We start from the raw sequence: 22,684 nt of genomic DNA, 5'->3' as shown, positions 1-22,684 counted from the left end.
TGGAGTATTTATCTTTTAAGTTGGGCATTTGCTAAGAAGGGTGGAACCGCGGATTATTTCGTCCCTTTATTGGTAAGGTCCTTTTTGTTTATTAAATTTTAGATAGGAGTAGATATCAATGAAAGCAATTTTAACAGTACTAGGACAAGATAAAGTAGGAATTATAGCTGGAATAAGTCATGAGCTTCAAGAATTAAATATAAATATTCTTGATGTTAACCAAACAATAATGCAAGGATATTTTACTATGATAATGATGTTAGACCTAGAAAAAAGCGAAAAATCTTTCGAAGACATAAAAAATTCTTTAGTTTTAAAAGGTGAATCTCTAGGAGTTAATGTAAAAATCCAAAGAGAAGAAATTTTTAATTCCATGCACACACTATAATTGGGGGGTAACTAATGAACGTTAATAATATTTTAGAAACCATAAAAATGATTGAAGAAGAAAAGTTAGATATAAGAACCATAACTATGGGTATATCTTTACTTGATTGCATAGATCCAGATATAGATAAAGCATGCTCTAAAATATATGATAAGATAACTAGCTCTGCCAAAGATTTAGTTAAGGTTGGTAATGAAATCGAAACAGAGTTTGGTATTCCTATAGTAAATAAAAGAATATCAGTTACTCCTATCTCAATCATAGGTGGTGCAACTGATGCAGATAATTATCTTAAGTTTGCTGAGACCTTAGATAGGGCTGCTGAAACTTTAGGAGTAGATTTTATAGGTGGCTTCTCTGCTCTTGTACATAAAGGCTACACCAAAGGAGACGAAATACTTATCAAATCAATACCTGAAGCCTTAGCAAAAACTAAAAAAGTGTGCTCCTCTGTAAATGTTGGTTCAAGTAAATGTGGAATTAACATGGATGCTGTTAAACAAATGGGAGAAATAATTAAACAAACTGCTGAACTTACTAAAGATACTCAAGGTTTAGGATGCGCTAAGCTTGTTGTATTTGCTAACGCTGTAGAGGATAATCCATTTATGGCTGGAGCTTTCCACGGAGTTGGTGAAGCTGATAAAGTAATTAATGTAGGTGTAAGTGGTCCTGGAGTTGTTAAAATTGCTTTAGAAAAAGTAAAAGGTGAATCTTTTGATGTGGTTGCTGAAACAATCAAAAAGACAGCCTTTAAAATAACAAGAATGGGCCAATTAGTTGCTCTTGAAGCTTCAAATAGATTAGGTGTTCCATTTGGAATAGTAGATTTATCTTTAGCTCCAACACCTGCTATAGGAGATTCTGTTGCTCATATATTAGAAGAGATGGGCTTAGAAGTTGTTGGTACTCATGGAACTACAGCTGCTCTTGCACTTTTAAATGATGCAGTAAAAAAAGGTGGAGTTATGGCTTGTGGCCACGTTGGTGGATTAAGTGGCGCATTTATTCCTGTTTCTGAAGATGCTGGAATGATTGATGCAGTTATGAAGGGTTCTTTAAATCTTGAAAAACTTGAAGCTATGACTGCTATTTGTTCAGTTGGATTAGATATGATAGCAATTCCTGGTGATACTTCTGCTTCAACTATAGCTGCAATGATTGCTGATGAATCTGCAATAGGGGTTATAAATAATAAAACAACTGCCGTTAGACTTATCCCTGCTCCTGGAACTAAAGTTGGAGATATAGTTCATTTTGGTGGATTACTTGGTTACGCTCCTGTAATGCCTACAAATAAATTTTCTTCTTTTGATTTCATTCAGAGAGGTGGAAGGATACCAGCTCCTATACATTCATTTAAAAACTAATAAAAATTAAAACCTGACTACTTGAGTACTTAAGTACATGACTACCTGAGTACTTGAGTCATCAGCTTAATAATAAAATGGGGGTGCAAAGAAATGCCTTTAAAAATTCCTAGCGATTTACCTGCTTTTAATATATTAAAAGAGGAAAATATATTTGTAATGAGTGATTCAAGAGCTGAGTCTCAAGATATAAGACCTCTTAAAATAGCTATTTTAAATCTAATGCCTACAAAAATTTCAACAGAAACTCAACTGCTTAGGCATTTAGCTAATTCACCATTGCAAGTAGATATAACATTACTTCAAACTCGTACTCATACTTCTTCCCATACTTCCTCTCAACATTTAGATAAATTCTATAATTATTTTGAAGATGTAAAAGATCAAAAGTTTGATGGATTAATTATAACTGGAGCTCCAGTTGAACATTTGGTATTTGAAGAAGTAAACTATTGGAATGAGCTTGAAGAAATTTTAGAATGGAGCAGTCATAATGTATTTTCAACTCTGCATATTTGTTGGGGAGCGCAAGCTGGATTATATTATCACTATGGAGTTCCAAAATATAAACTAAGTAATAAAGTATTTGGGGTTTACCCTCATGTAGTATATAAAAATAATCATGAACTTTTAAGAGGATTAGATGATATTTTCTATGCTCCTCATTCAAGGCATACAGAAGTATTAAGAGAAGATATAGCAAAAATTCCTGAGTTAGAAATTCTTTCTGAATCTGAGGAATCTGGTGTATTTATAGTTTCTGAAAAGTCTGGAAGAAAGATATTTATAACTGGTCATCTAGAATATGAAAGGTCTACTCTAAGAGATGAATATTTACGTGACGTAAACAAAGGTTTAGATATAGATATTCCTGATAACTATTTCCCTAATAACGATCCATCAAAACTTCCTTACGTTACTTGGAGAGCATCAGCTAATATTATTTTTTCTAACTGGCTGAATTATTGTGTATATCAAAAGACTCCGTTTAATCTAGAAGATTTAAAATAGAAAAAACCATTATAGCTTGTACGACCTGTAGCTATAATGGTTTTTTATTTATATTTTAAACATTTCTAATTCTTTTACTAAATTATCGTTAGCACTTTGTGATTTTTCATCCATCTCTAATATTTCATTAGCATCTTGTAATAAATAAGATGTTGTTTCTGTGATATTAGTTATTCCTATGGTTCCTTGATTTGAAGCTTCAGCTATATTTGTGATAACTTCATTTAAATTTCTAATAGAAGCTAATATTTCTTCCGATGTGCTAGAGAAATCTGTTATTATCTCTTGCATGAAATCAGCATCTTTAGCGTAATCCTCACCCGTTACAACAGAAGTTTCATAATCTTTTATAACTATATTGTTTATGAAATCTATAAGAGCCTTTGAACTTTCCACTAATCTATTAACTGTACCTGTTACTCCAGATGTAACACTTTGTATCTTTACTACAGCTTCTTGAGAATCTTCCGCAAGTTTTCTTATTTCATCTGCAACTACTGCAAAACCTTTTCCTGCTTCCCCTACTCTAGCTGCTTCTATAGCTGCATTTAAGGCTAAAAGATTAGTTTGTGATGTTATTTCTAATATAGATTCTGTTAGTATCTTAACTTTCTCAACTGATTTTGCATCTTCTATAGCAGAAGTTAAGTCATTTTGGTGCTTTCTACCTATCTCTGATGCTGTTTCCTTTGAAAGTAAGGATTTTTCTTTTAATGAATTTGCTCTCTTTGTTATATCATGAACTATATTAAGTGAATGGTTAGCCTTATCAGATATACCTTCAAGGGCCTTTTCAAGTTCTTGAGATGATGCACTCATTTCTTCCGTAGATGCACCTGTCTCTTCCATACCTGCTGCTATGTGCTCTGTAGTTTCGCTCATATCCTTAACTTTGTCATGAAGGTTATTCACTAGATTATTTACTGAACTAGATGTTTCCACTGTTACATCTGAACTTTCTTTAACCTTAGAAAGGACTGCTTTAGTGTTTTTCTGCATCTCGTCTAGTGCTAAATACATAGTCCCAATTTCATCTTTTCTAGTTTTTAATTTTTCTGGAATTTCTTTTCTATAATCTCCTGAGGATATAGTTTTTATGTACTCTACAAATTCTTTTATTGATTTAACTATTCCTTGAGTAACCGCTCTCGTAATCGCTACATTTAAAGCTGCAAATAATAAAACTAATCCAATTATTATTTTTATTATTAATCCCATTTCTTTTTTATTATTCGCTTTAAGAGTTGCTACTTCTTCGGTTTTACTTTTGGATATTATATCTAAAGTACCATCTATTGCGCCTAAGGATTCTGTCGCCGTTATTATATCTTTTTTAACCTTGTCCTCATTTGTAACATAATCTTTTAAATCAATATTTATGTTATTTAATGTTTGTGAACGTGTTTGCAATAATCCGATATAACTTTCCTTTATACCATAATTATTATCCGTAACATCTTTAATCTCATCATTTAGTTGTTTAAGTTTTCTCTTATAGTCTTCTTGCAGGGATGTTAAAACATTTTTATCCTTATAATTTTGTCCCGCCGATGAAAGTGCTACTCTTAGATCTCTAGAGCTATTGTTTATTTGTACTAACTTTTGTAAGAATACTACATTGTTATTATAAAGGTCATCTATTTTATTATCTGCAACTTTCAAAAAAACAGTAGATATTCCCCCAAATAGAAGCGTTATTATAATTGAACCAATAGATAGTATTCTTATCTTTTTACTAATTTTTAAATTATCCATATTACCCCCACCTTTCTTGTAATCATTTGTTATATTATGTACATTAGAACAAAACTCAGCCAATATGGCTGAGTTAATTACTTTATTAAATTTAAAATTATGGTATTAACTGCAAATCCTGCCATTAAAACAACCGTTATTCTGGCTAACATTGCCTCTTTTGTTCTACCTTTATTCTTTGAAAAAAATGTTTCGCTTCTACCTTGAATTAATCCACTTAATCCATCAGATTTGCTAGGTTGAAGTAATATCGTTATAATTATTCCTAATCCTAATAGCGATTCTAATACCATCAATAGTGTCTCCATTGAGCACCTCCTACTTTCCGTTTAAAATACCTTAATATATAATAACATAATGCTTCCATTATTACAATAATTATTAATGTTAATCCTAGACTTAAAAAAAGGTAATGAGATTAACCCCATTACCTTTAAGAAAAACTATTTTACGTTGAAGAATGCTTTTCTACCTCTGTATTCTGCAACTTCTCCTAATTCTTCTTCAATTCTTAATAATTGATTGTATTTAGCAACTCTTTCAGATCTTGCTGGAGCTCCTGTTTTTATTTGTCCTGCATTAACAGCTACAACTAAATCAGCTATTGTAACATCTTCTGTTTCACCACTTCTGTGTGATACTACTGCTGTGTAGCCAGCTCTGTTAGCCATTTCTATTGAGTTTAATGTTTCAGTTAAAGTTCCTATTTGGTTAAGTTTAATTAAAATTGAGTTTGCAACTCCTTTATTTATACCATCTTCTAATCTCTTAGTGTTAGTTACAAATAAATCGTCCCCAACTAATTGAATCTTGCTTCCTAATCTATCAGTTAGTAGCTTCCAACCTTCCCAATCTTCTTCTGCCATTCCATCTTCTAAAGATATTATTGGATATTTTTCTACCCATTTAGCATAGAAATCAACCATTTCTGCTGCTGTTAAAGTTTTTCCTTCGTTTTCTAATACATACATACCATCTTTATAGAATTCTGAAGATGCAGCATCTATAGCTATAAATACATCTTTTCCTGGTTCATAACCAGCTTTTTGTATAGCTTCTATAATAACTTCTAAAGCTTCTTCGTTGCTCTTTAGGTTAGGTGCAAATCCACCTTCATCGCCCACACCAGTAGCATAAGATTTATCATTTAAGATCTTCTTTAATGCATGATATACTTCAGCAGATATTCTTAATGCGTCGCTAAAGCTTGCAGCTCCAACTGGCATTATCATAAATTCTTGTAAATCAACTGAGTTATCAGCATGTTTACCACCGTTTATAATGTTCATCATAGGAACTGGAAGAACTTTTGCATTTACTCCACCTATATATTGATATAAAGGTAATCCAAGATAGTTTGCAGCAGCTTTAGCTACAGCTAAAGAAACACCTAATATAGCGTTTGCTCCTAATTTACCTTTATTGTCTGTACCATCTAAATCTATTAATACCTTATCTATTAAAGGTTGATCAAAAACATTCATTCCTATTAATTCTGTAGCGATTTCTTCATTAACATTTTCTACTGCTTTTAAAACACCTTTACCTAAGTATTGGCTGTTATCTCCATCTCTTAACTCAACTGCTTCATATATACCAGTTGAAGCTCCTGAAGGAACTGCTGCTCTACCTACTGTTCCATCTTCTAGTACTACCTCAACCTCTACAGTTGGAAAACATCTTGAATCTAATATTTGTCTAGCTACTACGTCTACAATCTCAACGTATTGTTTCATAAGAAATTACCTCCTTAAATTTAAATACTCATTTTATTATTTCATTTTGTAATAATAATAATACAGCTATGTTAATTTTAAAACATTTTTAGTACTAATTATTACTATAATAATAGTATTTTTCCTCTTTACAGTTATATTATACCTTTTATTTTACATAAATTCAACCAATTGAAATCAATTATCATTTATTTTTCTATTAATCCTTTCTAAAAATTATATTATCTACTTTCTATATTAGTACAAAAAAATAAAAAAGAAGCTATCTCAGATTTTTAACAGCTTCTTTTTTAACTAATCATTTAATATTAAGTTTAAAGTATTTATCAATTTTACTCTTCCACATTTTGGCCACATTTCTATCAAACTCTTTTATATTTTCAAGAAAGCTTTCTAATGCATCTACTCCTTCTAACCCCTTCATTAAATGTCTAGGATATTCTCTTCTTCTTACGTAATTATCTTTTGGATCAATTACTCTTATGTTCCCTTTATCATCAACGTATATATCTCTACATCTTATGTCCAGTTTGGTGAATTTTAGCCTTTTAAACTCCTTAATCAAATCATATAACTGCCTAGATATATCTTTAGTTAAGCCTACCTTTTTGATGTATTTATCTAATCTGATTCCATCTACCATTTCTCTTATTATATAGTAATCTCCGTACTTCGTCATTTTAGGAAAATATTTAGATCCTTTAGCCTTTTTTAAGGTATAGGCTTCTTTTAAACAGATTTTTTTATCATAAAATATCTTTATGATTTTTTTACCAGGCAGTAGATACACAACTCCATTATGTCCTCTGTCCAAATACTCGCCTTGTCTAAAGAGCTTTTCAACTTCTTCATCAAAATCTAAGCTGACATCATATTTTTTATCCATACTTATACCCAAATACATTGCTTTATATTTATACTATGCAATACCCCCTTATTTTGACAATCGTAATAAATATCTTAAAAGGAAGTTATCCATACTTTTTAAGAAAAAGCTATTTACTAAAACTCCCCCAGCACCTTCTATAAGCCTCTTTGAGTATTTATTATCTTCATAGCAAGTTATTATTATTTTATCTAACTCTAATTCCTTTGCTCTTTTTATTCCATATTCTAATAACATCTTTCCATACCCTTTGTTTCTTTCAGATATAGAAACAAAATAACTTATATTCCCTCCAATCACTAGCTGCTCTACTGATGGTTTTTTTCTTAAAACCACATCACCTAAAAATCTTTCTCTATCTACTAGCCAATAGTATTCTTCACTTTCCCAAACCTTTAAAACTTCTTCCATAAATGTTTCAAAGTTACTAACGCTATAATTTAGTTCATTATCTTCTTTATTATTTTTGCTATCATTAATTGCACTTATAAAGCTTTCAAAATATTTTTCTTGTGGTTTAATAAATTCTCCCATATCTTCTCCTACAATTTTTAATATTCTAATTATAGTGTTTAAATAATAAAAGGTACAGACTATTTTTATATAGCCTGTACCTTTTAAAACAATATATTTTAGTGTTTACAACTAGATGCTTTACTACAACCAGAGCATCCACTACAACTTCCTCCACTTTTAGAGGATTTATAAGTTCTATATCCTGCAAAACCTATGATGCCAAATACAACAGCTCCAACTATAAATGTAGCCATATTACATCGCCGCCTTTTTTTCTATTGATCCTTCAATAATTTTTGAAGAAACTTTACTTGGTTTTCTAAATAATAAATATATTATTCCTGCAATTAATGCAAACCCTACAGCAGTTCCTACTCCAAAGCTTCCGCCTGAAATAAATGATCCTACTTGGAATACAATTAATGCAAGTACATATGCAAATATTGTTTGATAGCTAAGAGCAAAAGCTGTCCACTTTCCTGATTTCATTTCACCACGTAATGCACCTATAGCTGCAAAACATGGAGCACAAATTAAGTTAAATACAAGGAATGAGTATGCAGCAAGTGGTGTAAATGCAGCTTGAAGATTTCCCCAAACCTCTGCACCATCTTCAGCAACTTCAGCAAATCCATAAAGAATACCAAATGTTCCTACTACATTTTCTTTTGCTATTAATCCAGTAAATGTTGCTACAGCTGCTTGCCATTCACCCCATCCAAGTGGTGCAAATATAGGTGCTATAACACGTCCTATACTAGCAAGTATAGAATCAGTAGTATCAACCATTTCCATGCTCCAGCTAAATGAGCTTAAGAACCATACACCAACAGTAGCAAGAAGTATTACAGTAGTTGCCTTCTTAATAAACGCCTTTGATCTGTCCCATGTATGAATAAGAAGATTCTTAATTCCAGGTACATGATATGCAGGAAGTTCCATAACAAATGGTGCTGGATCTCCAACAAAAAGTTTTGTTTTCTTAAGCATAATACCTGATGTGATTATTGCTCCTATTCCTAAGAAATAAGCAGATGGTCCAACCCAAGTTGATTCTGGGAATAAAGCTCCTGCTATAAGAGCTATTATAGGTAACTTAGCACTACATGGAATAAATGTAGTTGTCATAATTGTCATTCTTCTATCTTTTTCATTTTCAATTGTACGTGATGCCATAATCCCTGGAACACCACAACCTGTACCAATAAGTATTGGAATAAATGACTTACCTGATAGTCCAAACTTTTTGAATATACGGTCCATTATAAAGGCTATACGTGCCATATATCCACAATCTTCTACTATAGCTAGGCATAAAAATAGTACCATCATTTGAGGTACGAAACCTAATACAGCCCCAACTCCACCTATTATACCATCTAATATTAATGAGTTAAGCCACTCCGCTGTTCCAATTGAAGTTAAGAAGTTTCCTACTGCTGTTGGTATAATATCTCCAAACAATACATCATTAACCCAATCAGTAGCTAATGTTCCCACCGTAGATATAGATACGTAATAAACTCCAAACATTACTAATGCAAATATAGGTAAAGCAAGCCATCTATTTGTTACAATTTTATCAATTTTATCCGAAGTTGTTTGATTAGTTTTATTTTTCTTATTAACTGATTGTTTTATAACCTCAGTTATATAATCATATCTCTCACTAGTTATAATACTTTCACTATCATCATCAAGTTTAGCTTCACAAGCTGTTATAATCTCTTCGATTTTATTTTTAACTTCACTTGAAAGTATTACTTTTTCTTTAGCTTTTTCATCTCTCTCAAATAATTTTATAGCAGTCCAATGAACATTTTCATTATTTAATGGAACTTTTATAATTTCAGCTATTTGTTCTATTGAACTTTCAACATCCTTTGAGAACTTATGAACAACTTGAGTAGTTTTTTTAGCTTTAGCAAGTTCTATAGCTTTCTCTGCTACTTCTTTTGATCCTATACCTTTTAAAGCTGATGCTTCAATAACTTCACAGCCAAGAGCTTGGCTTAATTTTTTTATGTCTATAACGTCGCCATTTTTTCTAACGACATCAATCATATTTACTGCCACAACCATAGGTAAACCTATTTCTTTAAGTTGTGTAGTTAAGTATAAATTTCTTTCTATATTAGTACCATCAATAATATTTATAATAGCGTCTGGTTTTTCATTAACTAAATATTCTCTCGAAACAACTTCCTCTAAAGTATAAGGTGAAAGTGAATATATTCCAGGTAAATCTTGTATAATTATATCTTTATATCCTTTAAGTTTACCTTCTTTTTTCTCTACAGTTACCCCAGGCCAGTTACCTACGTGTTGTGAACTACCGGTTAAACTATTAAACATTGTGGTTTTACCACTGTTAGGATTTCCGGCAAGAGCAATTTTAATTGACATTTATATCCCTCCTATTGGTATATTCTTTAAAGTTTATATATTACTAAAAATTAGCGTCCTTAATCTACTTCAATCATTAATGCATCTTCTTTTCTTAAACTAAGCTCATATCCTCTTACATTTATTTCTACAGGATCTCCAAGCGGAGCTACTTTTCTTATATAAACCTCAGTTCCTTTAGTAATACCCATGTCCATAAATCGTCTCTTAATAGCGCCTTGTCCATGTAGCTTAACAACCTTAACTGATTCACCACACTTAACATCTTTTAATGTCTTCATATTATATATCCCCTTTCTATATAAACATTCTACTTATTACACCATTATTCTGTTTGCCATAGACTTACTTAATGCTATACGAGCATCTTTTACATTAACAATTAAATCTCCAGCCATCTCGTTAACCACTGTTACATTTCCCCCTATAACAAAACCAAGATGTTCTAGATGACGTCTAGTCTCATCATTACCTGTGATTCTCTTTATAATATTTGTTTCGCCTACTTTTATCATTGTAATTGGCATACCGTTCACTCCCTTTTCATTTAAAATAAATATCCATAGCCTTTTATCTATATGCAAATGAAAATTCTTTTCAATAGTTAAATAATACACCTATAGATAATAATTTTCAATATCTTTTAGTATATTTTTTAACATTTTTATTATTAATATCCTTGTTTTTAATAAGTATACATTTACACACTTCTATACTGTAGGAGCTTCTTTCCAAGCTCCATTAGATTCCTTTTAACATATATACTGTAGAGACTTGTTCTCAAGTCTCGTTAAATTCCTTTTAACTTCTATCCTGTAGAAGCTCTTCTTTTCAAGAGCTTCATTAGATTCATTTTTATTTCAACATAATGTATTGCGACATTGTGATATTAAGATATTGTGACATTAGGACATTGCGATATTATGCTATTGCGACATTACGCCCCCCTGCCCTGTAGAGGCTTCTTCCCAAGCCTCATTAAATTCCTTTTAACTTCTGCCCTGTAGAAGCTCTTCTTTTCAAGAGTTTCATTAGATTCCCTTTTATTCTATATAGTAGGATTAGACTGAAGCTGAGGGACGCTTCTACCAAAAATAAGTGCAGACATTCAGACATTACGACATTACGACATTACGACATTACGACATTACGACATTCAATAGGTAGTCTACTTTTTCTGCCTACTCTTTATTCACTTTCTGCTTAAATTTTTATTTTTTCATTAGTATAGTAGCAATATTCCTAGTATTTAAATATTATATAGGGTGCTGCTTTTATTAAATTAGGTTAGTGAGATTAGATGGGAGCTTAAAAATAAAAAAGCCATCACTTTAAATCGTAATGGCTTTTTTGTATATTATTTTATTAAACTTGTTCCAGTCATTTCTGAAGGTTTTTCTAATCCCATTGCTTGAAGGATAGTTGGAGCTATATCTGAAAGTCTTCCGCCTTCTCTAAGCTCTTTTCCTTCTGACTCATTACTTACCCAAAGGTATGGTACTGGATTTGTTGTATGTGCTGTATATGGTGTTCCTGTTGAAAAGTCTATCATCTTTTCTGAGTTTCCATGGTCCGCAGTTATAAATACAGTTCCATCTTTAGATAAAACTTTATCCACAATTTTACCTAGGCATGTATCTACAGTTTCAACAGCTTTTTCAGCAGCTGCTATTACCCCTGTATGACCTACCATATCTGGATTTGCAAAGTTTAGAATTACCATATCATATTTATCAGTATCTAATCTATTAAGTAATTCATCTGTTACTTCATAAGCACTCATTTCTGGTTTTAAATCATAAGTTGCAACCTTAGGTGATGCAATAAGTGCTCTGTCTTCACCTTCATATGGCTTTTCTACTCCACCATTAAAGAAGAATGTTACGTGTGCATACTTTTCAGTTTCTGCAATTCTTAATTGATTTAATCCTTTATTGCTTACATATTCACCTAATGTATTATTAATTCCATCAGCTCTATACGCAACATCTACACCTTCAAGAGTTTTATCATATTGAGTCATAGTTACAAATGTAAGGTCTAATGTCTCTCTTTGGAATCCATCAAATTGTTTATCATTTATAGCTCTAGTTATTTCTCTAGCTCTATCTGGTCTAAAGTTAAAGAATATAACTGAGTCTCCATTTTTTATGCTAGCTGTTGGGTGGCCATCTTCTAATACAACAGTTGGTAAAACAAATTCATCAGTTTTGTTATCATGATATGAGTTTTCCATAGCTTCTACTGCTGATTTTGCAGTTTCACCTTTACCGTTAACCATAGCATCATAAGCTAATTGAACTCTTTCCCATCTGTTATCTCTATCCATAGCATAATATCTACCGCTTATTGTAGCTATTTTACCAATAGAGTTTTCTTTCATGTAGCTTTCGATTTCTTCTACAAAGACTTTTCCTGATGATGGAGGTACATCTCTACCATCCATAAATCCATGTAGGTAAACTTTTGTTAATCCATTATCTTTAGCTAATTTTAAAAGACCTTTTAAATGATCTATATGTGAATGAACTCCACCATCAGATAGTAATCCTAAAAGATGTAATGCAGAATCATTTTTCTTAGCATTTTCTATTGCTTTTAATAAAGCTTCATTTTTGAATAAGTTACCTTCTTCTATTTCTTTTGTTATTCTTGTTAATTCTTGATAAATTATTCTTCCTGCACCAATATTTAAATGTCCAACTTCTGAGTTTCCCATTTGTCCACTAGGAAGTCCAACATCTAATCCTGATGCTTGTATAGTAGTATGTGGATATTTGCTAAACAATCTATCATAATTTGGTTTATTAGCAATCTCAACAGCATTTCCATCTGACTTTGGTGCGATTCCAAAACCATCTAATATCATTAATAAAACAGGTTTCTTTGCCATAACTACCTCCAAAATAGTACTTATTATTATAAAAAGAAACAAATATTCTCTTTATTTTTTCTAAATTAATTATATTCTACTGATATTAAAAAAACAATAGCAACAACCACTCTTTCATAAGATTGATTGTCGCCATTGTTATTTTCATTTGCAGATTAGTAGTTTACTATTGCTGCAAAATCTGTAGCTACTAAACTAGCTCCACCTACTAAAGCACCATCTATATCTGATTGAGCCATTTGAGCTTTTATTGTATTTGGTTTAACTGATCCACCGTATTGTATTCTAACTTTATCAGCAACTTCTTTTCCAAACATTTCAGCAACAACGCCTCTTACAGCACTTATTGTTTCGTTTGCTTGTTCATCTGTAGCAGTTTTACCAGTTCCTATAGCCCAGATTGGCTCGTAAGCTATAACAACTTGTTCTGCTAAATCAGCTGATAAACCTTCTAAGTCAGCTTTTATTTGTGCTCCAACTACTGCATTAGTTGTTCCATTTTCTCTTTGTTCTAAAGTTTCTCCACAACAAAGAATTGGAGTTAAGTTGTGAGCAAATGCAGCTTTAACTTTTTTGTTTAAAGCTTCATCAGTTTCATTGAAGTATTCTCTTCTTTCGCTGTGTCCTAAAACAACATAGCTAACTCCCATAGCTTCTAACATTCCTGGAGCTATTTCTCCTGTGAATGCTCCTTTTTCTTCAAAGTGCATGTTTTGTGCAGCAACTTTGATGTTTGAACCTTCTACTGCTTTTAATACAGCATCTAAGCAAACAAAAGTTGGGCAGATTACTACATCACAAGTAGCATCCTTTACTAATGGTTTTAATTCTTCTACAACTTTTACAGCCTCAGCTGGAGTGTAGTGCATTTTCCAGTTTCCTGCTATTATAGCTTTTCTCATTCTATTCACCTCTAAATATTTAATTATTTATCGTTTAAAGCAACTATTCCTGGTAATTCTTTACCTTCTAAGAATTCTAATGATGCTCCACCACCTGTAGATATGTGAGTCATCTTATCTCCGAATCCTAATATATTTACAGCAGCAGCTGAGTCTCCTCCACCTATAACTGTTGTAGCATCTGATTCAGCCATAGCTTTAGCTACTTCAACTGTACCTTTTGCAAAGTTTTCAAATTCAAAAACTCCCATTGGTCCATTCCAGATAACTGTTTTAGCTTCTCTAACAGCATCAGCATATATTGCTGCAGTCTTAGGTCCGATATCTAATCCCATATGTCCTTCTGGAATATTTTGATCTTCAGTTACTACTGGTGTAGCATCAGCTGAGAATTTATCTGCAACTATGTTATCTACTGGTAATAATAGATTAACTCCCTTAGCAGCAGCTTTATCTATCATTTCTTTAGCATATTCAACTCTATCAACTTCTACTAAAGATGTTCCGATTTCATATCCTTGAGCTTTTAAGAATGTATATGCCATTCCTCCACCGATTATTAGTGTATTAACTTTATCTAAAAGATTGTTAATAACAGCTATTTTATCTGAAACCTTAGCTCCACCTAATATAGCAACAAAAGGTCTAACTGGAGCATTAACTGTTTCTCCTAAGAATTTTAATTCTTTTTGAATTAAGTATCCACAAGCTGAAACTGGTACAAATTCAGTAACTCCAACTGTTGAGCAGTGAGCTCTATGTGCAGTTCCGAATGCATCATTTACAAATACGTCAGCTAATGAAGCTAATTCTTTTGAGAAAGTTTCAACGTTTTTAGTTTCTTCTTTTCTGCATCTTGTGTTTTCAAGAAGAACAACGTCTCCTTCATTCATTTTTGCAACAGCAGCTTTAGCATTTTCTCCTACTACTTCTTCATCTCTTGCAAATACTACTTCTTTTCCTAACATTTCGCTTAATCTTACAGCAACTGGTGCTAATGATTTAGAAGCGTCTTTTCCTAAATGTGAGCAAAGAATAACTTTTGCACCATTTTCTATTAAATATTTTATTGTTGGTAGTGCTCCAACTAATCTATTTTCATCAGTTATAACGCCATCTTTTAGTGGAACGTTAAAATCGCATCTTACTAATACTCTTTTACCTTTAACTTGGATATCTTCAATAGTTTTCTTATTAAAACTCATTCTTTTCACCTCATAATAATTCTTTATTTTAAAACAGTCTGGTTTATAGCCTTATACTACAAAACCAGACTTATTTTTAACTTTAAAAACTTAAAACTAAATACTTAAATTATTTTAAGAAGTTAGCGAAATGTTTTATAGTTCTAACCATTTGGCTAGTGTATGAATTTTCGTTGTCATACCAAGCAACTGTTTGAACTTGATATAAATCTTCTCCTATTTTAGAAACCATTGTTTGAGTTGCATCAAATAATGATCCAAATTTGATTCCGATTATATCAGAAGATACTAACTGATCTTCAGTGTATCCGAAAGATTCAGTTGTAGCAGCTTTCATTGCAGCATTAACACCTTCAACTGTAACATCTTTTCCTTTAACAACTGATATTAAGATTGTTGTAGAACCAGTTGGAACTGGAACTCTTTGTGCTGAACCGATTAATTTTCCGTTTAATTCTGGAATAACTAATCCGATTGCTTTTGCAGCACCAGTTGAGTTAGGAACTATGTTTACAGCTCCAGCTCTAGCACGTCTGAAATCTCCACCTCTGTGTGGACCATCTAATAACATTTGGTCTCCAGTGTAAGCGTGGATTGTTGACATTATACCACTTTGGATTTCTGCATATTCGTTAAGTGCTTTAGCCATTGGAGCTAAGCAGTTAGTTGTACATGAAGCAGCAGAAATTATGTTATCTTCTGCAGTTAATATATCATGGTTTACATTGTATACAACTGTTGGAAGGTCATTACCAGCTGGAGCTGAAATAACAACTTTCTTAGCACCTGCAGTTAAGTGTGCTTGAGATTTTGCTTTAGATACATAGAATCCAGTACATTCAAGAACTACGTCTACTCCTAATTCTCCCCATGGAAGTGTAGAAGCATCAGCTTTTGCATATATTTCGATTTCTTTTCCATTTACAACGATAGAAGATTCTTTAGCTTCTACTGTTCCTTCGTATCTACCTTGAGATGAGTCATATTTTAATAAGTGTGCTAACATTTTAGGATCAGTTAAGTCGTTGATTGCAACAACATCATATCCCTCTGCTCCGAACATTTGTCTGAACGCAAGACGTCCAATACGACCAAATCCATTAATTGCTACTTTAACATTTGCCATTGAAATTTCCTCCTAAAAGATATAGATTTATTTAAAATATTTATAAAAAATATTTTATACCATTTAAGTTTGCTTAAGCTAAGTGAGTATTATTCATTAGCTCTAAAATATTCAAGCAGTCCTAACGCTGCACCTTCATCTGTTACTAATACCCCATATTCATTACAATTCTCTGTAGCAAGTATAGCTTCAACTTTATTATTTCCACCAGCTACTGAAATATGAGTTTTTATCTTTTTGGCAACATCGTAATTTATACCTATAGAATTAGATACAAAAACTACTTCACCTTCTTTATTAAAGTAACATCCAAAAGCTTCACCTACTGCTTTTAATGATTTTAATTTTTGCTTATCCTTTTGTGATAAACCTCTTTTTTCAGCCATTTCATCTGCTATTCCTATTCCATATATAAGAACGTCAGCTTTATGAATGTTTTGAATAATGTCTTTTATTTCTTTTTCTTTAAGTAAAGTGTCTAGAGCATTTCCACTAATATTCTCTGGAATATGAAGCATTTTATAGCTTCCGTTTAGTTTATGTGCTAGTTCCGCTGCTAAGGTATTAGCTTGAGTTTCAACTTTTTTACCCATTCCGCCTCTTGCTGGAACTACTAAGACATCACTTAGATTATTTACTTTTGGGAAGTTATGTACAACTTCCTTTATTGTACTTCCTCCAGTTATGGCCACTACGTCTTTATTTCTTATTATTTCTCTTGCGTAGTTAGCTGCTGCTTTACCTAATTCTTTAATTATAGAAGCATCTTCTTCTATATCACCTGGGACAATGATGACTTTTTTAAGCTTAAGAATCTTACATATCTCATCCTCTAGTTCAGCTAAGCCCTTAATTTCATGGAGAAAATCTTTTAGCTCTTCCACTACTGTTTCTCCCTCAACTGTAACGCTCATTCCGGGAGTGTTTATCTGGATAAGATTTTGTGCCTTTAAAAAATTCACTTCTGTCCTAACTATTCTTTCACTTAAATTTAGCTTGTTGGCTAAAATTCTACGCCCTATAGGCTGATAGTAATATATAGTTCTTAATATATTGTACCTTTTTTCTAGAACTTCAACTAATTCAGGGACAATACTTTTAAGTAACTTTAAAATGTTTTGCAATTCCAACACTCCTTTGGTACGCCTATGTCCCACTTGAAACTTTTATGTCCCACATCTATTATTATAAAACACTATAATTAAATTTGAAAGAGATTTTGTGAAAATTTTTCTAAAAAATTATTATTATTACTCAAATAGCAATAAAATATTATATCTCTATAGTATTTTATTGCTATTTATTTTAAAATCTTTTTCTTTTACTTGATGATTTAATTCCCATTTCTTCTCTGTATTTTGCAACGGTTCTTCTAGATATATTATACCCTTTGTTATTAAGTTCATTACAAATAACTTGATCAGATATAGGTTTTTCTTTGTTTTCTTTATCTACAAGACTTTTTATTTCATTTTTAATGTTTAATATGTTTGTGTCTTCTCCACCATCTGTTACTGTTAGCCCTGTAGTGAATAGATTTTTTATTTTAACTGTTCCTCTATATGTTAAAATAAACTTTTCTTTTATGGCTCTACTAACTGTTGATTCATGAATACCTAATTCTTCAGCTATTTCCTTTAATGTCATTGGTTTTAGGTAACTTTCTCCCTTTTCAAAGTAATCCATTTGCTTCTCTAAAATTTTCTCTAAAACTCTGTATAATGTGCTTTTTCTTTGCTCTATACTTTTTATCAAAAACATTGCACCATTAATTTTTTGTTTTACGTAGTCTGTTGCAAATGCATCCTTAGAATTATTCAATATTTCTTTATACATAGAATTTATTGATAACTTAGGTAAAACGTCATCATTCATAAGTATAAAGTATTCTCCATCAATCTTTCTTATTGTAGCATCAGGAATTATAAACTTTACATCATCCCCTGTATAAAAGCCTCTTGATGGTTTAGGTTCTAATTCCTTTATAATGTCCCCATACTCTTGAGCTTCTTTAGGCGTAATATTCAAAGCTTTAGCTATTTGATTATATCTATTATCTGCAATGTCTTCTAAATGATTTTCTATTATTTCAAAAAGATTTTCATCATCAAAATATTGCTTCTCTAGTTGTATTGTTAAACATTCTTTTAAATCTCTAGCTCCAATCCCATCTGGTTCCAAAGATTGTAGAGTTTTTAAAGCCTTTTCAACAGTATCTAAGGGAACTTTTAATTCCTTACTTATGTCTTGTGTAGAAATATCTAAATACCCTTTATTATCTAAACTCTCTGCTATATAAATACATAGACTCTTATGAAATTCATCTATGTTTAAGTCTATAATCTGCTCAATTAAAAAGTCCTTTAATGACTTTTGAGCTGATATGAATGTAAAAGGTGACACCTCATCCTCATCATAGCTACCATAACTTTGGGATCCGTAGTTATCTGACTCAAAGTATTTTATCATCTCTTTATAATCATATCTATCCTGTATTTTTACTTCGTCTAAATCCTTTTCATAATTGGTTTCAATAACTGGGTTTTCTGCAAATTCTTTATTTATATACTCTAATAATTCACTTGATGACATCTGTAAGAGCTTAATTGAAAGTTGCATCTGCTGTGTCATAATAAGCTTTTGCTCTTGTGTTAGAGTCATATTAAAATTCATATTCATTCCATCACCCTTAATTCCTTTATATATTAACTATTTTAACTGTTATTACTATAAAAAATCAACCTACGACAACAATATTATTAATTTTAATAAAAGGTTTACAGTAAATGGAATTTATTTGCTCATTTTTATTATTTTATTAAATATTCTTTAATTTGTATCGTCTTTTCAGGCACTATAAATTTTTCTTCTATTATCTTATTTTTATAATCATTTATTTCATTCATTAAGTTTTTTGAAATCTTTTGTTCTGTTGAAGGTGCAATATCTATATATCCATCTTTTAGCCCTAAAGTTGTGATGTAGTTTTTACCACTTTTAAATGTTCCAGTAGCTACTTCCTTGCATACTTCATAGGTAGCCTTATCTACTCTTTTTATCATAGATGACATTATTACCGAACTATATTCCTTATATATTTCTGCTTGATCTTGATCCACTCCTATAACATATTTATTTTCTTCCATTGCAGCTTTAAAAACGCCTTCACCTGCTTCTCCTACTGCTTGAAAAATTATATCGCATCCATCTTCATAAAGTTCTTTAGCTATATTATAGGCTTTATCTTTATCCTTAAAATCCATTGTATATCTTGCGGTTTCTCCATTTAATAAAGATTCTGATGCGATTTTATTTACGTTATTTACTCCAGCTGCATATCCTGTATAAAACCTTTCTAAAACATCATCCATATCTCCACCTATAAAACCAACTTTATTACTTTTTGTAAGTCTTCCAGCTAATACACCTACAAGAAAGGCACCTTCTTGCTCTTTAAATTTTACACTTTTAACATTTTCGTTGTCACTTTTCCCATCAATTATTGCAAAAATCTTATCAGAGAAGTCTTTTGAGATTTTATTTAATGCTACGTTCATGTCTTCTCCTGTTACTATAATTAAATCAGTCTTATTAGCAAGTTTTCTTAAGTTTTTTTCTATCGTTTCTTTACTATCATTTTCTACTGATACACTTTTTATATTAAAATCCTGAACCGCTTCTAATACACCTTTATAGGATTGTTCATTAAAATTATTTTCTTTAAATACTCCCTTATCTGATAAGAAGCCTACTTTAGTAGTTTTTCTAAGAAAAGTATTTTCAATTATATTGCAAGAACATAAATTACCAGAAATCAAAATTATAATTATAAAATAACTTAACCGCCTATTTTTCATTAAACCAAACCTCCTTTAGAGTTAGTTTATCCGAAAAATATTAAATTATTTTTAAATCATAGTTAAGGAAAAGACTACTTAGAGTCAATTTAATCTAAGTAGTCTTTTCTTTAATTAATACTTCCTCTTGGAATGAAAAATATTCCTGCAGCTCCTGGTCCAGAATGTATACCAACTGTACATCCTACCTCAGCTTCTACAAAATTAATATTTTTCTCTATTAGCTTCTCTTTAAGCGCTCCGTAAATCTCTTTATTTTCCGCATCTAAAATCATAACTGGTTCCCCAGACTCATATCCGTATTCTTCTAACTCTTCAAGAATTATTTTAACTGCCTTTTTACTTCCTCTAACCTTATCCTTAACAGCCATTTTACCGTCTTTAACTTCTAATATAAGTTTAATGCCTAAAACACTTCCTATAGTCCCTGCTGTTTTAGATAAACGTCCACCTTTAACTAGATATTCTAAAGATTCAAAAGCTAAAGAACTTCTTACGTGAGGTATTCTTCTTTCAATTTCATTTTTTATATCTTGTATTTCTAATCCTTGTTCAACTAATTCCGCAGCTTTTAAAACTAATAATCCTAGTCCTGCCGTAACATTTCTAGAGTCTATTACAACTATATCTTCACTATCTAACATTTCTTTTGCAATACATGCTGATTGATAAGTCCCACTCATATCTGAAGATAAATGAATAGATATAATTTTATAACCATCTTCTAATAACTTCTTATATGTTTCATAAAATCTTTGAGGTGTAACTTGAGCTGTAGTAGGAAATACATTCCCTTCTCTTATTTTTTGGAATAAAACATTTCTAGTAATTTCAGTTCCATCTAAATAACTTTCTTCCCCAAAATTTATTAATAATGGCAATGACTCAATACTCTTCTCTAAAATAATATTATTAGGCAAATCCGCCGTCGAATCAGTAACTATTTTTATTTTATTCATAATTTACTCTCCCTCACTCATCTTAATATATTACTCTACAAAATAAATATCTATAATTCCAAAAAGAAATTTACTTCATCTGAGGAAAGTCCAACTGTTTTAATGCTTCATACGCTATTACGCAAACTGTATTAGATAAATTAAGACTTCTAGTGCTAGTATTTATCATAGGCACTCTCATACCTTGTACTCTTTCATGAACCTCCTTAGGAACCCCTGATGATTCCCTTCCAAACATAATAAAATCTCCAGCTTGAAACTTTATTTCATTATAATACTTATCTGCATGTGTAGATGATAAATATATGGTATTATGTCCATACTTAGCCATAAAGTCTTCAAAACTTTCATGCACTTCTAAATCAAGATCTTTCCAATAGTCTAATCCTGCCCGCCTTACACTTTTCTCATCTATAGAAAAGCCCATAGGTTTTATTAAGTGTAATTTAGAATTAGTAAGTACGCAAGTTCTAGCTATATTTCCTGTATTTTGCGGTATTTCAGGTTGATACAAAACTATGTTAAGATTCACTCTTTTGTCCCTCCATTTTGAATAATAAAATTTTATTATTCAAGAAAATAAGATGGTAAAGCTAATCCATCTTAAATTTATATTACACTATAGAAATATATTAGTCAAAACACTAAATTATATAATTTATATTTTTCTCATCAAAATATTTCGTAATATTTTCATAAAAGAAACCTTTCATATTATTTATTTCTTCATTAGTATAAACATATTTACCATATCCAAATTGTCCATATTTAAATTTTCTTATTTCTTCATCCATAGGAAGCAAGCTTTTTGGGTAAACGCTTAAAATATTTTCTTTTGCTCTTTTTGTGAATCTATGAGATATTATTTCAAAATTTACTTGATGACCTTTAAATAATTCCCCAATTTTGTTTATAAGTTCTTTATAATCCTCTTGCCAATTATCATAAAGAAACACAGGCGCTATAATAAATCCTAACGGATAGTTTGCCTTTGCAATTTTATAGGCTCCTTCTATTCTTTCATTTATTCCATTTGTTTTATGTTCAAACTTCCTAATAATGTTATCTGTATTTATAGAGAATCTTACTGTAGTTCTTCCATTGTGTTTTAGGTTAAGTAAAGAGTCAACATCCCCATATTTAGTTACAAATCTAAACTTAGTGTATTCGTTACTTCCAAATAACTCTATAGCCTTCTCCAAGGCTCCAGTATATTGTTCTACCGGTATTGGATCTGATGTTGCTGCCCCTTCAAATATTGTTACCTCTGGTTTCCTATCTTCAACATACTTTAGTGCTTTCTCAAATATCTCATCTAAATTCACATGAATTTTTGTATATGGTCTTTTACCTAATTGAGTATTTAAATAACAATACTCACACATTCCCATACACCCGCTTACTAAGGGTAACTGATAATGAGCAGAAGGCTTACAACTTTGAAATTCTAATGTTTTCCTTACTCCTACTACCAGTGTGCTTTTACCTTCTACATACATTTCTCTAGGCGTATTACCTGGAATTCCACTTACTCGTCCTTTTGATATTATTATTTCTTTATCTTCTTTACGAAATCTATTTAGTAGTTCCTCGCCTAGCTTATATTCTAGAGCCTTTTCTTCTATTATTACTCTACTTGGAATAAACATTTTTATCACCTCAGTAGTAGTATGT

Annotated in this window: 22 protein-coding genes and 1 other annotated feature (1 of these 23 cut by a window edge); of the genes, 3 read left to right on the top strand and 19 right to left on the bottom strand. The window is 31.3% G+C overall.

Annotated elements, in window-relative coordinates:
* Nucleotides 1-69: a binding site (T-box leader), on the top strand; it begins 93 nt to the left of the window's first position.
* 49 nt (nt 70-118) lie between these two features.
* From P8F83_RS00865 to metA, 3 genes are all read left to right on the top strand, one after another.
* A complete protein-coding gene (locus P8F83_RS00865; RefSeq protein ID WP_073020863.1) occupies nt 119-388 on the top strand; it encodes an ACT domain-containing protein in 270 nt (89 codons plus the stop codon).
* 14 nt (nt 389-402) lie between these two features.
* On the top strand, nt 403-1,758 hold the full coding sequence (locus tag P8F83_RS00860; protein ID WP_326513049.1) for a PFL family protein: 1,356 nt from the start codon (nt 403-405) through the stop codon (nt 1,756-1,758).
* A gap of 93 nt (nt 1,759-1,851) precedes the next feature.
* Nucleotides 1,852-2,769: a homoserine O-acetyltransferase MetA gene (gene metA / locus P8F83_RS00855; protein ID WP_021803030.1), complete on the top strand. Its 918-nt coding sequence runs from the start codon at nt 1,852-1,854 to the stop codon at nt 2,767-2,769.
* 48 nt (nt 2,770-2,817) lie between these two features.
* Here metA and P8F83_RS00850 read toward each other — a convergent pair whose 3' ends face one another.
* The 19 genes from P8F83_RS00850 to splB all read right to left on the bottom strand — a co-directional run bounded on the left by P8F83_RS00850 (nt 2,818) and on the right by splB (nt 22,659).
* Complete coding sequence (locus P8F83_RS00850; protein ID WP_326513048.1) at nt 2,818-4,524, bottom strand: methyl-accepting chemotaxis protein; 1,707 nt, start codon at nt 4,522-4,524, stop codon at nt 2,818-2,820.
* A 77-nt stretch (nt 4,525-4,601) separates the two neighbouring features.
* Nucleotides 4,602-4,832: a preprotein translocase subunit SecG gene (gene secG / locus P8F83_RS00845; RefSeq protein ID WP_315115383.1), complete on the bottom strand. Its 231-nt coding sequence runs from the start codon at nt 4,830-4,832 to the stop codon at nt 4,602-4,604.
* A 135-nt stretch (nt 4,833-4,967) separates the two neighbouring features.
* Nucleotides 4,968-6,260, bottom strand: a complete 1,293-nt coding sequence (eno, locus tag P8F83_RS00840) for a phosphopyruvate hydratase (protein WP_073020852.1) — start codon at nt 6,258-6,260, stop codon at nt 4,968-4,970.
* Between the two features lie 298 nt (nt 6,261-6,558).
* Nucleotides 6,559-7,164: a protein kinase gene (locus P8F83_RS00835; RefSeq protein ID WP_238905534.1), complete on the bottom strand. Its 606-nt coding sequence runs from the start codon at nt 7,162-7,164 to the stop codon at nt 6,559-6,561.
* A gap of 30 nt (nt 7,165-7,194) precedes the next feature.
* Nucleotides 7,195-7,680 carry a GNAT family N-acetyltransferase gene (locus P8F83_RS00830; RefSeq protein ID WP_326513047.1) on the bottom strand — a complete coding sequence of 162 codons (486 nt, stop codon included), beginning with the start codon at nt 7,678-7,680 and terminating at the stop codon, nt 7,195-7,197.
* A gap of 98 nt (nt 7,681-7,778) precedes the next feature.
* The gene (locus tag P8F83_RS00825; RefSeq protein ID WP_286906685.1) at nt 7,779-7,916 is read right to left on the bottom strand and encodes a FeoB-associated Cys-rich membrane protein; all 138 of its coding nucleotides are present in this window, start codon (nt 7,914-7,916) and stop codon (nt 7,779-7,781) included.
* Nucleotide 7,917: 1 nt separating this feature from the next.
* Nucleotides 7,918-10,068, bottom strand: coding sequence for a ferrous iron transport protein B (gene feoB, locus P8F83_RS00820; RefSeq protein ID WP_326513046.1), 2,151 nt, complete (start codon nt 10,066-10,068; stop codon nt 7,918-7,920).
* A 59-nt stretch (nt 10,069-10,127) separates the two neighbouring features.
* Entirely contained in the window at nt 10,128-10,349 is a 222-nt protein-coding gene (locus tag P8F83_RS00815; RefSeq protein WP_021803038.1) for a FeoA family protein, read from the bottom strand.
* Between the two features lie 36 nt (nt 10,350-10,385).
* A complete protein-coding gene (locus tag P8F83_RS00810; protein ID WP_021803039.1) occupies nt 10,386-10,595 on the bottom strand; it encodes a FeoA family protein in 210 nt (69 codons plus the stop codon).
* An 830-nt stretch (nt 10,596-11,425) separates the two neighbouring features.
* Nucleotides 11,426-12,961, bottom strand: coding sequence for a 2,3-bisphosphoglycerate-independent phosphoglycerate mutase (gene gpmI / locus P8F83_RS00805; protein ID WP_326513045.1), 1,536 nt, complete (start codon nt 12,959-12,961; stop codon nt 11,426-11,428).
* A gap of 155 nt (nt 12,962-13,116) precedes the next feature.
* Nucleotides 13,117-13,863, bottom strand: coding sequence for a triose-phosphate isomerase (tpiA, locus tag P8F83_RS00800; protein ID WP_326513044.1), 747 nt, complete (start codon nt 13,861-13,863; stop codon nt 13,117-13,119).
* Between the two features lie 23 nt (nt 13,864-13,886).
* The gene (locus P8F83_RS00795) at nt 13,887-15,068 is read right to left on the bottom strand and encodes a phosphoglycerate kinase (RefSeq protein ID WP_021803041.1); all 1,182 of its coding nucleotides are present in this window, start codon (nt 15,066-15,068) and stop codon (nt 13,887-13,889) included.
* 109 nt (nt 15,069-15,177) lie between these two features.
* A complete protein-coding gene (gene gap / locus P8F83_RS00790; protein ID WP_326513043.1) occupies nt 15,178-16,194 on the bottom strand; it encodes a type I glyceraldehyde-3-phosphate dehydrogenase in 1,017 nt (338 codons plus the stop codon).
* An 89-nt stretch (nt 16,195-16,283) separates the two neighbouring features.
* Nucleotides 16,284-17,318, bottom strand: a complete 1,035-nt coding sequence (locus P8F83_RS00785) for a sugar-binding transcriptional regulator (protein ID WP_326513042.1) — start codon at nt 17,316-17,318, stop codon at nt 16,284-16,286.
* Between the two features lie 181 nt (nt 17,319-17,499).
* Nucleotides 17,500-18,867, bottom strand: a complete 1,368-nt coding sequence (gene rpoN / locus P8F83_RS00780) for an RNA polymerase factor sigma-54 (RefSeq protein ID WP_286906758.1) — start codon at nt 18,865-18,867, stop codon at nt 17,500-17,502.
* 137 nt (nt 18,868-19,004) lie between these two features.
* Nucleotides 19,005-20,051 carry a BMP family lipoprotein gene (locus P8F83_RS00775; protein WP_326513041.1) on the bottom strand — a complete coding sequence of 349 codons (1,047 nt, stop codon included), beginning with the start codon at nt 20,049-20,051 and terminating at the stop codon, nt 19,005-19,007.
* Nucleotides 20,052-20,161: 110 nt separating this feature from the next.
* Complete coding sequence (locus P8F83_RS00770) at nt 20,162-21,010, bottom strand: DegV family protein (protein WP_315113984.1); 849 nt, start codon at nt 21,008-21,010, stop codon at nt 20,162-20,164.
* Between the two features lie 70 nt (nt 21,011-21,080).
* On the bottom strand, nt 21,081-21,542 hold the full coding sequence (locus P8F83_RS00765; protein ID WP_073020831.1) for a tRNA (cytidine(34)-2'-O)-methyltransferase: 462 nt from the start codon (nt 21,540-21,542) through the stop codon (nt 21,081-21,083).
* Nucleotides 21,543-21,654: 112 nt separating this feature from the next.
* Nucleotides 21,655-22,659, bottom strand: coding sequence for a spore photoproduct lyase (gene splB, locus P8F83_RS00760; RefSeq protein WP_326513040.1), 1,005 nt, complete (start codon nt 22,657-22,659; stop codon nt 21,655-21,657).
* Nucleotides 22,660-22,684: the final 25 nt, after the last annotated feature.

This window comes from Clostridium intestinale, assembly GCF_035905475.1.
Lineage (GTDB): Bacteria > Bacillota > Clostridia > Clostridiales > Clostridiaceae > Clostridium_T > Clostridium_T intestinale.
Note: the sequence above shows the minus strand (reverse complement) of the source record. Positions and strands in the feature narration are given on the sequence as shown.